13 protein-coding genes are annotated in these 11948 nt (G+C 66.1%); 8 read left to right on the plus strand and 5 right to left on the minus strand.

Annotated features, from left to right (window positions below):
- Window positions 1-62: 62 nt before the first annotated feature.
- From AC1DSF_RS10280 to AC1DSF_RS10300, 5 genes are all read left to right on the plus strand, one after another.
- The gene (locus tag AC1DSF_RS10280; protein WP_478124642.1) at window positions 63-773 is read left to right on the plus strand and encodes a FadR/GntR family transcriptional regulator; all 711 of its coding nucleotides are present in this window, start codon (window positions 63-65) and stop codon (window positions 771-773) included.
- A 139-nt stretch (window positions 774-912) separates the two neighbouring features.
- A complete protein-coding gene (locus AC1DSF_RS10285) occupies window positions 913-2145 on the plus strand; it encodes an amidohydrolase family protein (protein ID WP_478124643.1) in 1233 nt (410 codons plus the stop codon).
- Between the two features lie 7 nt (window positions 2146-2152).
- On the plus strand, window positions 2153-2554 hold the full coding sequence (locus AC1DSF_RS10290) for a cupin domain-containing protein (protein WP_478124644.1): 402 nt from the start codon (window positions 2153-2155) through the stop codon (window positions 2552-2554).
- Window positions 2551-3228: an EthD domain-containing protein gene (locus tag AC1DSF_RS10295; protein WP_478143873.1), complete on the plus strand. Its 678-nt coding sequence runs from the start codon at window positions 2551-2553 to the stop codon at window positions 3226-3228. Before AC1DSF_RS10290 ends, AC1DSF_RS10295 begins: the two co-directional genes overlap by 4 nt.
- Complete coding sequence (locus AC1DSF_RS10300) at window positions 3225-4700, plus strand: FAD-dependent oxidoreductase (RefSeq protein WP_478124646.1); 1476 nt, start codon at window positions 3225-3227, stop codon at window positions 4698-4700. Before AC1DSF_RS10295 ends, AC1DSF_RS10300 begins: the two co-directional genes overlap by 4 nt.
- Before the next feature lies 1 nt (window position 4701).
- Here the strand turns inward: AC1DSF_RS10300 and AC1DSF_RS10305 are convergent, their stop codons facing one another.
- Genes AC1DSF_RS10305 through AC1DSF_RS10320 form a run of 4 tightly spaced genes read right to left on the minus strand, consistent with a single transcriptional unit; the run spans window position 4702 to window position 7442 of the window.
- Complete coding sequence (locus AC1DSF_RS10305; protein WP_478124647.1) at window positions 4702-5460, minus strand: FadR/GntR family transcriptional regulator; 759 nt, start codon at window positions 5458-5460, stop codon at window positions 4702-4704.
- Window positions 5461-5487: 27 nt separating this feature from the next.
- Window positions 5488-5814 carry an NIPSNAP family protein gene (locus AC1DSF_RS10310; RefSeq protein ID WP_478182786.1) on the minus strand — a complete coding sequence of 109 codons (327 nt, stop codon included), beginning with the start codon at window positions 5812-5814 and terminating at the stop codon, window positions 5488-5490.
- Between the two features lie 15 nt (window positions 5815-5829).
- Window positions 5830-6252, minus strand: a complete 423-nt coding sequence (locus AC1DSF_RS10315; RefSeq protein WP_478182787.1) for a Zn-ribbon domain-containing OB-fold protein — start codon at window positions 6250-6252, stop codon at window positions 5830-5832.
- The gene (locus tag AC1DSF_RS10320; RefSeq protein WP_478182788.1) at window positions 6249-7442 is read right to left on the minus strand and encodes a thiolase family protein; all 1194 of its coding nucleotides are present in this window, start codon (window positions 7440-7442) and stop codon (window positions 6249-6251) included. Before AC1DSF_RS10320 ends, AC1DSF_RS10315 begins: the two co-directional genes overlap by 4 nt.
- A gap of 77 nt (window positions 7443-7519) precedes the next feature.
- Here AC1DSF_RS10320 and AC1DSF_RS10325 point away from each other — a divergent pair, with 77 nt between their 5' ends.
- From AC1DSF_RS10325 to AC1DSF_RS10335, 3 genes are read left to right on the plus strand one after another with little or no spacing between them, the layout of a single operon-like run.
- On the plus strand, window positions 7520-8479 hold the full coding sequence (locus tag AC1DSF_RS10325) for a flavin reductase (protein WP_478182789.1): 960 nt from the start codon (window positions 7520-7522) through the stop codon (window positions 8477-8479).
- The gene (locus tag AC1DSF_RS10330; RefSeq protein WP_478124652.1) at window positions 8476-10245 is read left to right on the plus strand and encodes an FAD-dependent oxidoreductase; all 1770 of its coding nucleotides are present in this window, start codon (window positions 8476-8478) and stop codon (window positions 10243-10245) included. Before AC1DSF_RS10325 ends, AC1DSF_RS10330 begins: the two co-directional genes overlap by 4 nt.
- Complete coding sequence (locus AC1DSF_RS10335) at window positions 10229-10570, plus strand: NIPSNAP family protein (protein ID WP_478124653.1); 342 nt, start codon at window positions 10229-10231, stop codon at window positions 10568-10570. The genes AC1DSF_RS10330 and AC1DSF_RS10335 overlap by 17 nt, the downstream gene beginning before the upstream one ends.
- A 48-nt stretch (window positions 10571-10618) precedes the next feature.
- Here AC1DSF_RS10335 and AC1DSF_RS10340 read toward each other — a convergent pair whose 3' ends face one another.
- Window positions 10619-11944: a ferredoxin reductase family protein gene (locus AC1DSF_RS10340; RefSeq protein WP_478182790.1), complete on the minus strand. Its 1326-nt coding sequence runs from the start codon at window positions 11942-11944 to the stop codon at window positions 10619-10621.
- Window positions 11945-11948 lie beyond the last annotated feature (4 nt).

Genomic DNA, 11948 nt, shown 5'->3' on the forward strand with positions numbered 1-11948 from the left:
CGGTCAACACAACTTTGACGACCCAAGTGATGCAACCCATTCCGCAGCTGTCCTTCCAGGAGGTGAAGACGCGTCGCGTCTTCGAGGAGATCTGCGAGCAGATCCGAAAGCGCCTAGCCTCCGGCATGCTCAAGCCCGGTGACAAGCTGCCGGCCGAACGCGACCTGGCGGTGGAGTTCCAGGTCAGCCGGCCCGCGGTGCGCGAGGCGCTGCGCACCCTGGAGATCTCCGGCGTCGTATCCCTGCAGAAGGGCGTGAAAGGCGGCGCCTTTATCCGCGACGGCAACCCGGCGTTGCTCACGCAGTCGCTGCAGGATCTGATGTTCCTGGGCCGTGTGTCGCTGGCCGGTCTGGTCGAGGCGCGGCGGCTCATCAACGGCATGGTGATCCAGCTGGCCTGCGAGCGCGCGACGGAGGAGGATTTTGCCGCCATCGAGCAGAACATGATGGAGATCGAGAAGAGCGAAGATTTACCCAAGCGCGCCGACGCGGGCGTGCGCTTCTTCGGTCTGATCGCCCGGGCCACGCGCAACGAAGTGCTGGCGATGCTGGTCGATTCGCTGTCGGACATCATCCGCTACGTGATCGACCAGACCGGCCGCAAGGCGCGCCCCGAGTTGGTGCCGGTGCGTCGGCGCATCCTGAAGGCCTTGCGAGCGCGCGATGCGAAGGCCGCGGCCAAAGGAATGGACGAGTACCTGACGATCGTGCAGGAAGGCATGGATGCCGTGCCCGCGTCGGTGCCCGCGCCCGCCCGCAAGACTTCTCGCTGATTTCCCACTGATCCCCCGCCCCGAGCGAGGGCTCGTCCCGGCCCAGGGGCTTGACAGGTGCTCTTCGCTGTTTAGAATGGTCAAACCATTCACATATAGTGGTTCAACCTTCCACGCATTCCCACCGAGGACCCCTGTCATGACCGAGATCGTCGTCAACGAAGCCAACCAATGGCGCCTGAACACCCCCGGCTCTGCCGGTTGGGAGAAGTCGCCGCAGCCCGGAGCCGCCAACAAGTACCTGATGATCTCGGCGGACACGCATGCCAACGAGCCCGGCAACCTGTGGGCCGAGCGCATCGACGCCAAGTACCGCGACCGCCTGCCCAAGGTGTGGATCGACGAGAAGGGCGTGCAGTGGCGCAAGATGGAAGCGTCGGAGCAGCCTGACCGCCTCATCCTTGCCAAGCTCGAGGGCGAGGACCTGGCCCGCTCCAAGGCTGGCGCGACCGCTTCCGAGCGCGGCCCCAGCGTGGAGCAGCGGCTGAACGACCTGGAACTCGACGGCATCGATGGCGAGATCATCTTCCCCGGCAAGGGCCTGGGCATGTGGTACACGTTCGATCCCGACTTTGCCCACGCGCAGTGCGAGGTCTACAACACCTGGGCCTGGGAGAACTTCGGCCCCCACGTCGAGCGCCTGTCGCCGGCCGCGGCGCTGGCCACCGGCAACATCGAAGCGACGCTCAAGGAGATCGACCGCTGCCTGAAGCTGGGCTTCCGTCACTTCACGCTGCCATGCAAGCCGCTGTTCGGCCCGCCCAAGACCAACGAGCTCAACTACAACAAGGTGGAGTTCGACCCGATGTGGGCGCGCTTCGTCGAGGCGGGCGTGCCGGCGACGTTCCACGTCTCCACCGGCAAGGACCCGCGCACGACGCGCGGCAATGGCGGCGCGGTGGTGAACTACGTGGTGCACTCGCTGTCGCCAACTCTTGAGCCGCTGGTGAACATCTGCGCCTCGGGCGTGGCCGAGCGCTTCCCAGACCTGCGCTTCGGCAGTGTCGAGGCCGGCATCGGCTGGGTGCCATGGATGCTGGACGCAATGGACGAGGCTTACCTGAAGCACCACTTCTGGGTACGGCCCAAGCTGAAAATGCTGCCCTCGGACTACTTCAAGGCGCGCGGCTTCGCGACTTTCGGGGAGGACCGCGCCGGCCTCGGCCTGATGGAGGAACATGGGCTGCAGGACAACTTCATGTGGGCCAACGACTACCCGCACCACGAGGGCACCTGGCCGCACTCGGCCCAGGCCATCGAGCGCCAGATGGGCCATATGAGCGAGGTGTCGCGCCGCAAGGTGCTGGGTGAGAACGCCGCGCGCGTTTTCGGCTTCAAGGAAGCCGCCGCCAAGTACGGCTACCAGTTCTGACGGGGCGATGACGACCTTCACGCCCTTCCATCCCGGGCACGAAGGGCTGGAGGCGGACGCATCCCGCTACGTGGACGTGGCGAGCCTGCCCTGGAAGCCAACGCCCACGCCCGGCATCGAGATGAAGGTGCTGATGCAGGACGACGCCAGCGGGCTGCTGACAGCGCTGTTCCGCTGGCAGCCGGGCACGCAATTGCCGCTGCACGAGCACGTGGAGGTCGAGCAGACCTACGTGCTCGAGGGCAGCATCGTCGACGACGAAGGCGAGGTGCGCGAGGGCGACTTCGTCTGGCGCCCGAAGGGCAACCGGCACCTGGCCCGATCGCCCGGCGGCGCGCTGGTGCTGTCCTTCTTCCTCAAGCCCAACCGCTTCCTCGAGGGGGAGCATGCCGGCAAGGAACTCAAGTGACGATCTACCGATGCGCGCTGTTCAGCCGGCGTGCGGATGTGACGCGGGCGCAGTTCAAGAGCCACTGGCTCGACGTGCACGGACCGCTGGCGGCCCGTCTGCCTGGCCTGGGCACCTACCGGCAGAACCATATCCGCGAGCGACTGTATGAAGCGCCGGGCTCGCCGCTGCAGGCGATCGACGGCATCGCGCAGCTGTCCTTTCCGAGCATCGCTGCGATGGAAGTGTCCGATGCGTCGCCCCAGTACGCGGCCTGCAAGCTCGACATTCCCAAATTTCATGGCGGGATCACCATCCTCGTGATCGAGGCCGATGAGTTGATGCCGGGATCGGCGACGCCGGCCAAGCTGATGTGGGTGTCGACCTGCCGCGCCGACGCCACGCCGGGCGGTCTGCGCGAGCGCTGGCTGGCAGCGCACCGTGACGCTGCGTGCGAGCTGCCCGGTGCCCGCCGCTTCGTGGAGAACTTCGTAGTGGATCGTGCGCATCCCGTGGCGGCCGGCGTGCCGTCGGGCGACCCATCAGGCGCCGAGGCGGTGGGCGAGCTGTGGTTCGACGATGCCGCTTCGGCGCGCGCGGCGCTGGAATCGCCCGCCGGCCGCGGGCTGGTCTTCGAGGACCCGCTGCTTGAGTCCGTGGCCGTGTATCTCGTGCAGGAAGTGAAGATCGTGTGAGCGGGACGTCCTCTCGCCAGTGGGATGGCGTGGACGCGGCCGACGTGGTGGTGGTCGGCGGCGGCGCTTCCGGGCTCGCTGCCGCCATCGAGGCGGCTGCCGCAGGCGCCAGCGTGCTGGTGCTGGAGAAGAACCCGGTCCCGGGCGGCAGCAGCCGGCTGTCCGTCGGCTCCATCAATGCTGCGGGCTCGCGCCTGCAGCAGCGCGCCGGCATCGTCGATTCGCCCGACGAGCACTTCGAGGACATGGACCATTTCATGGGCCCGTTCGCGTCGCAGGAGAACCGCGCGTTCCGGCGCCTGCTGGTGGACAACGCGGCCGACACGCTGCACTGGCTGATGTCGCTGGGGCTGAGCTTCTACGGGCCCACTGCCGATCCCCCGCACCGCCATCCTCGCATGCACAACGTGCTGCCGAACTCGCGAGCCTATCCCTACTACCTGTCGAGGGAGGCGAAGCGCCGCGGCGCGCGGGTGTTGTGCGGTGCCCGGGCGACCGAACTGCTGCGCGCGGATGACGGCGGTGTAGGGGGCGTCGAAGCGCTCATCGACGGGCGGCGTGTGGAGATCACCGCGCGGCGCGGCGTGATCCTCTGCTCCGGCGACTACAGCAACGGAGCTGCGCTGAAGGCACGTTTTCGGCCGGAGCTAGCGCACGTCCCGGGCGTCAACCCGACGGCGACCGGCGACGGCCACCGGCTGGCCGAAGCGATCGGCGCGCGCATCGTCAACGGCGAGGTGGTCTTCGGCCCCGGCCTGCGCTTCGGCGCGCCGGCGAGACCGAGCCTGGTACAGCGGCTGCCGCCTTCATGGGCGCTCGGCAAGCTCATGGCGCTGGCGCTCGCGGCACTGCCGGCCGCGCTCTTTCGTCCCTTCGTGATGTCCTTCATGACCGCCTCGCTGGGGCCGGAAGCAAGCCTGGTGCGCAGCGGCGCCGTGCTGGTCAACCGCGACGGCGAGTGCTTCGCCGACGAACAGCTGGCACCCGGTCTCGCGATCGCCGCGCAGCCGGGCGGGCAGGCTTGGCTGGTGTTCGACGATGCGCTCGCGCGCAGGTTCTCGGCGCCGCCGCACCATGTCTCGACCGCTCCGGGTGTCGCCTTCGCCTACCTGCCGGACTACCGGCGGCATCGCAAGGACCTGTATCGCACTGGCACCACCGCAGCGGCGCTGGCTCGTGCGATGGGACTGCCGGCCGATGCGCTCGAAAGCACCTTGAGGAGTCGCCAATGGCAATCGCCGCTGCATGCGCTCGGCCCATTGGAGGCAAGGATCGTCATCACCGATGGCGGACTGGCGGTCAACGGCTCGCACCAGGTGCTGCGTGCGGATGACAGCATGATTCCCAGGCTCTACGCGGCGGGCGCCGCAGGGCAGGGCGGCGCGCTTCTGGCCGGCAACGGCCATCACATCTGCTGGGCAGTGACGTCGGGGAGGCGGGCAGGACGATTCGCGGCGACCGCTGCCGCATGACTCACTGCTTGCGCGAGTTCCAGAGTTCCATGTAGTTCGCTTGCAGGCGTTCCAGGAACTTGTTCATCTCGGCGACCGCTGCATCGGCGTCACGTGCACGCAGGTGCTTGAGCAGCCGGCGGCGCGAGGGCAGGGTGTAGGGGTTGTCGCTCGGGCCGATGGCCTTGACGAACTCGCGCATCACTTCCATCACACCTTCCATCGTGATCTCGATGATGGGGTTGCGGGTGGCTGCGGCCAACAGGTTGTGGAACTCGCGATGCAAGTCCGCGCGCTCCTCGAAGTTGCCGGCCTTGTCGGCCTTGGTGGCCTGTGCCACGTTGAGTTCGAGCGCCTTCAGATCGTCTTCGGTCAGGCGCTCGCAGGCCACCCGCACCACGATCTCGCTCAGCCAGACGCGCGCCTCGGTGAGATGCGCGGGCTTGATGGCGCCGAGGTGATAGAGGTCCCGCAGGCCGTTGACGACCACGCCGGAGTTGCCCGGAAGCACGAAGGCGCCGCCGGCGGCGCCCTTGCGCAGCTCGATCATTCCGCTCAGTTCGAGGGCACGCAGCGCCTCGCGAAGCGTGTTGCGGCTGACCTTGAATTTTGCGGAGAGATCGCGTTCGGCGGGGAGGCGGTCGCCGGGCTTGAGCCGGCCGGTGGCCACCAGGTCGCGGATCTGCGCCGCGATCTCTTCGAACGCGCGCGAGGGTGCGATGGGCTCGAATCCAAGGGAGGATTCGAAGGCTTCTTTCGTGCGGAGGTCTGCGTGGCTCACGGCGCGGATTCTAGCCCCTCGCCCCGTTCAACCGGCCAGCGGAAACGCCGCCGCGAGCAGTTCATTGGCGATCCTGACGACCGCCGGGCCGTCCTTGTCAGACTCGGCCAGGGCCTTGTGCCAAGCGGGATCGGCGCGGAAAGCCGCCCATGCGCGGTCGCGCTCCTCGTGCGATTCCCACTGGAGCATGTACTTGACCTGCATGTTGTCTTCGCCGACGGCAACGGTGAAGACCGGCGTCACGCGGCGGATGCTGTATTTCTCGAACAGTCCGAGGGTGGTCGTCTCGAAGCGCTTGAGGACTGCGGGCAACTTGCCCGGAGCGCAGGTATAGGTGCGGAATTCGTAGAACACGGGGTGAATCCTTTACTAGAGCGGACGCGAGGCGAGCAGCGGCCCGTCCTCGTACTGAAGGACGACGAGTTCGACCGGTATGCCGCACTCGAACGGCTTGCCATCCCGCTCGACGAGACGGGTGGCGATGCGCAGGCCGATGTCGAGGTCGACCACGCACACGGCATAGGGCGCTTCGTCCACGAACACCTTGGGTGCGGCATGGATACGTGTCCATGAATAGAGCATGCCGCGCTGTCCGAGCTCTTTCCACAGCATCCGCGGCGACCAGCAATGCGGGCACACCGGCTTGGGCGGGAAGGTGAACTTGCCGCAGGCCTCGCAGCAGGTGCTTTGCCAGCGGCCGTCGCGAAGGCCTTCCCAGAAGGTCTGCGTGAAGGCCGACACGCGCGGCGGATAGGCGCGCGCACGTGCGACGGGAATCATCTCGAGCGTCATCGTTGGGCCTCCATCACGTGGACAAGGGCGGCGTTGTAGTTGCCGAGTTCGCCGGTAGTCAGGCCCAGGCGTGCACCCGCGACCTGGCGTTCGCCGGCGCGGCCACGCAGCTGGTCGGCCATCTCGCAGTAGTTGTAGAGCGATGTGACGTACGCCGGATGGCCGCGCGAGGTCAGGCCGCCAGAGGTCGAGATCGGAATCTGCCCGCCGAGCTTTGTGCTGCCGTCGGCGGCGGCAGGTGCGCCTTCGCCGCGCCGGAAGAAGCCCACCGCCTCGCTCACCAGCACCTCGACGATGGTGCAGGGCGCATAGAACTCGGCCACGTTGATGTCCTTCGCGGAGAGCCCTGCCTGCGCGTACGCCGTGGCGGCCGCCTGCTTTGCGGCGATCAGCTCGGTCATGTCGTTCGGCACCTCGTTGATCTGGTGCGAGCCGTCATGGCAGAAGCCGCGCCCGCGCACCAGTGCATAGGGGCGGCCGAGCGACTTCGCGACCTCCTCGGACGCCAGCACGAGGCAGGCCGCGCCGTCGCTGCGGCCCGGCACGTCATAGAGGCCCAGCGGCTCCACGATCGGTCGCTGCTCCAGCACCTCCGGCAGGGTGATCGGCTTGCGGTATTGCGCCAGCGGGTTCATCGAGGCATGCCAGCGGTTCTTGACAGCGACCGCACCCAGCTGCTCGCGCGTGGCGCCGTATTCGTGCATGTAGCGCATGGCATCCATGGCGTACCAGCTGATGGGGATGAAGCCGCCCGAGGCATGGAAGTCCACGTCGCCCGTGGTGCGCATGCTGCTCATCGCGTGCTCGGAGGCCGGCGTGGCCGCCTCCATGTTGATGCCCAGCGCGAGCGCGACCTCGGTGCGGCCGAGCAGGATCTCGTCGCAGGCCCGGTCGAAGCAGACAGCGCCAGTCATGCCGTTGCCCATCACCTCCAGCACGCTGCCGGTGCATTGCAGGCGCAGATGGCTGACCAGGAAAGTGGAGAAGTACTTCTGCAGCGTGTAGGGCCTGGGCAGCGTCAGCACCAGACTGCCGATGTCCTTCTTCTCGACGCCGGCGTCCGCGACTGCCTCGACCACCAGCTTGGTCATGATCTCCTGCTCCAGCACCTGCAGCGGCTCTTCCGCCTTGGTCTGGTGGCGGCCGACCGGGATCGCGCTGGTGCCAATGATGGCAACTCGACGAGTCATTGGGTGGGTCCCCTTGGTTGAAATGGTAGGCCAGTATATCTATAATGGTCTAACCATTCAACTTCTGGAACAAACCCGTGACGAACCCGAACCTCGCGTCCGCCGACACGCAGAACGCCTTCGACGTGCGGGCCTTCCGCAGCGCGCTCGGCAGCTTCCCGACTGGCGTCGCCATCATCACCACCACTGGCTCCGATGGAAAACCGATCGGACTCACCTGCAACTCTTTCAGCTCGGTGTCGCTGGAGCCGCCGCTGGTGTCCTGGGGCCTGCGACTGGCCAGCAAGAGCCTGGAGGACTTCCGTCAGAGCGGTGCCTTCGCGATCAATGTGCTGGCGGAGGACCAGAAGGAGCTGTCGGCGCGCTTCGCCAGTGGTGCCGTCGTCGACAAGTTCGATGGCGTGGCATGGACGTCGGGCCACCGCGGGCTGCCGGTGATCGCCGGCAGCGTGGCCACCTTCGAATGCGACAAGTTCGCCGAGCACCTCGCCGGCGACCACGCGCTCTTCCTCGGCCAGGTGGCGAAGTTCGACCACGGCCGGCAGGAAGCCTCGCTGGTGTTCTACAAGGGCGCCTACATGATGCTGGCGCAGTCGCTGCGTGAGTTGGCCGCGAGCGGACAGCTCGATTCGCTCCACCTCGACCAGGCGCGGCGGCTGATCAATTGCATGCTGCTGCGCCTGGCATGCCAGAACGGCGCGACGGAGGACTTCGACGCCATCGAGAGCAACATCGCCGAGATCGAAAACTATCAGGATGCAGCGCATCGCGCCGAGGCCAGCATCGAGTTCTTCCGCTTGGTTACCAAGGCCGCGCACAACGACGTGCTGGTGGTCGTGGCGGAGACGCTCACGACGCTGCTGCGGCATGTGCTGCAGACCGATTCCACACTTCGGGCCCGTCCTGAGCTCGTGCCGGTGCGCCGGAAGATCCTCGCGCACATGCGCGAGCGCGACCCCGACGCGGCGGAAGCCGAAATGAGCCACTACTTCGACCAGCTTCGCCGCGGTGCCGCAGCGCAGGAGACCCTCGCATGAAAATGAATGAACTACCCACGACGGAATGTGACGTGCTGGTGATCGGCTCGGGCGCCGGTGGCCTCTCGACCGCCATCACTGCCACGAAGAACGGCCTGGATGTCATCGTCGTCGAGAAGGAGCCGGTGTTCGGCGGCACCACTGCCTTTTCCGGCGGCGTGCTGTGGATTCCGCTGTCGCCGCATGCGAAGAAGGCCGGCTACGCCGATACGCGCGAGGCCGTCATTCGCTACATGAAGGCCGAAACGGGGCGCTGGTACGACGCTCCGGCGGTCGAGGCTTTCATCGACAGGGGCCCCGAGATGGTGGAGTTCTTCGAAAGTGAGACGGAGGTGCGATTCATCCCCACGCTCTACCCCGACTACCATCCCGACGCGGCCGGCGGCGTGGACATCGGACGTTCCATCCTTGCTGCGCCTTACGACATCCGCGCGCTGGGGCCGGATATGGCTCGGCTGCGCCAGCCGCTCGCGACCATCACCTTCATCGGGATGATGTTCAACTCCGCCAACGCGGATCTCAAGCATTTCTTCCGCTTCAGCAAGTCCTTTGCTTCGTTCCAGTACGTCGTCAAGCGCCTGCTCAACCATGTGAAGGAACTGGTGCTCTATCGGCGCGGTATCAATGTGACGAGCGGCAATGCATTGGCGGCGCGGCTGGCGAAATCGGCGCTCGACCTGAAGATTCCGATTCGCACGAGCACGCCGGCGCAGGAACTGATCATCGAAAACGGTCGCGTCATCGGTGCACTGGTGAAGGGGCCAGAAGGCTTGCAGCGCATCGTCGCTCGCAAGGGCGTGGTGTTGGCCGGCGGCGGTTTCTCGCATGACCTGCAGCGCATCGCCCAGGCCTACCCGCACGTGCGCGCAGGTGGCGAGCATTTCTCACCGGTGCCCCGGGGCAATACCGGCGACGGTGCACGCATGGCCGAGAAGGTGGGCGGGCGCGTGGAGATTCGCTTCAGCTCGCCGGCCGCCTGGATGCCGACATCGAAGGTGCCGCTGGGCAACGGTGAGTACGGCGCCTTTCCGCATCTGCTGGACCGCTACAAGCCCGGCATCATCGGCGTGCTGACGAACGGCAGGCGCTTCACCAACGAATCGAACTCGTACCACGACGTGGGCGCGGCGATGGTCGCGTCAGGGCAGGGCGCAGACACCGGCATGTGGCTGGTCTGCGACCAGGCCACGATTGGCAAGTACGGCATGGGCTATGCCAAGCCGGCGCCGATGCCGCTCGGGCCGCTGGTGCGCAACGGCTATCTGCTCAAAGGCGCCACGGTGCGCGAGTTGGCCCAGAAGGCCGGCATCGACCCGGCCGGGCTTGAGCGGACGGTGCGCGAGTACAACGAAGGCGCGGTGCACGGTGAAGATCGCCAGTTCGGCCGCGGCACGACCTCTTTCAACCGCTACCTCGCGGACCCGGACAACAAGCCGAATCCCTGTGTGGCGCCGATCGGCCGGGGTCCCTATTACGCGCTGCGCGTGGTGATGGGCGACCTGGGCACCTTCGATGGCATCGCCACCGACGTGGTGGGGCGCGTGCTCGATGCGCAGCGCCAGCCGATCGTGGGCCTCTACGCGGTGGGTAACGACCGCGCCAGCGTGATGGGTGGCAACTACCCGGGCGCCGGTATCACGCTGGGGCCGATCATGACCTTCGGCTACATCACCGGGCGCCACTTGGCCGGGCTGGAGGCGGCGCTTTCTTCAACGACCAACATGACTCCCACGACCGAAAGTCAAGCCGATGTCATACCCGCCTAAGCCGTTGGTCGATCAGCGCATCTACACGATCCGGCTGCGCAAGATGCCGGAATTCCTCGAGGTCTTCAACCGGATGGCTCTGCCGTTCCTGATGGAGACGCTGGGTACGCCGCTGGGCTTCTACGTGAGCCATGTCGGCCCGCTCAACCAGTTCGTGCATCTTTGGGGCTATGACGACCTGGCCGACTACGAACGGCGCTGCCAGGCGCGCGATGCGCACCCAGACTTCCCTGCCTATTTGAAAGCGTCTGAGCACCTGATCACGGCGCAGGAGACGCGGCTGATCAAGGCAGTCCCGATGACAGGCTGGAGATCTCCCACCTGAAGGTCAGGATGAGGGACTGAAAACTTCAATGAGTCCCTACAGCTACTACTACACAAAGCTATACCGTTCAGAGTGGTACTTGGCCAGCGGCACCTTCATCTCCCCCAGCGCCGCTTCGATCGCGTCGAGCATCACATCGGGTCCGCAGATGAAATACTCGTGAGCCGCGTAGTTCGGCGGGAGGTGGCGCTTGAACACCTCCACCGTGATGCGGCCTTTTTCACCCGTCCAACCTTCAGGCGGGTTCGAGAGCACGTGGACCAACGTCAGGTCGACCCGCTTCGCCAGCACGTCCAGTTCTTCCCGGAAGGTCACCGACTCCCAATCCTTGCTGCCATAGATCAGGATCAGCGGCCGCTTGTCCCCGCGATCCGCGAAGGTGCGGATGATGCTCATCATCGGCGTGATGCCGATGCCCCCAGCGATGAGCACGTGCATGTCGGCCGGGTTGCCTGTGGTGAATGCGCCGTAGGGACCGTCCAGATAGACGCGCGTGCCAACCGGCACCTTGGGGATTTCGTTCGTGAAATCCCCGAGCTTGCGGATGGTCATCTCGACGCGTCCATCCGCGGCTTCGGCGCTCGACGAGAAGGAAAACGGATGGCCGGTGATCTTGAAAGGGCTGCCCCATAGCGTCAACCAACCGAACTGGCCCGGTCTGAAGCGAAAGCCCGCATGCCCCTCGGGCCGCATCACGAGGGTTGTCGTATCGCCGCGTTCCTGGCGAACTTCCGACACGCGATAGGGCCGCCGCAGCATGAAGAGCGGCTTCAAGATGCGCACGTAGGCCAGCAGGGCAATCCAGAAGAGCGTCATGCCGATCCAGAGGGCGCGCTTCATGGGGTCGATCAGATAGAAGCCCCAGCCCACCATGTGGAGCAATCCGCCACCGATGGCCAGCAGGGCAAGCAGGATGTGCGTGATGTGCCAAAGCTCGTAGCTGATCTTCAGGCGCACACGCCACAGCGCCATGACCACGAGCGTGACGACCGAGCCGAGCGAAAGCACCGCGAAGACGGCGCCCATGGGCACATCGGCCAGCGTCTCGGGCGGCGCGAGCTTGTCGGAGCCGGTGGCGATCAGGATGAGTGGATGCGCCACCACGAGCGCCACGGCGATGAGCGAGATGCGCCGGTGAAAGTGGTAGATGACATCTTCGCCCCAGGGATCGGTGACATACCTGAAGCGCGCGGTGAGCCCGAACTGAAGTCCCATCATTGCGAGGCCGGTGTAGCCGAGCCCCACCGAGAACTCGGTCCAGAAATTGCGGCTCGGTGGCAGGGTGCCGGTCAGCAGCGCGAGCATGGGCGCGAGGATGAACAGCAGGTAGATGACTGCCCAGACGGCCTTTCGCAGGAGATCGCGGTTCGTCATGTGT

It is taken from the genome of Variovorax sp. 01N429, assembly GCF_056399425.1.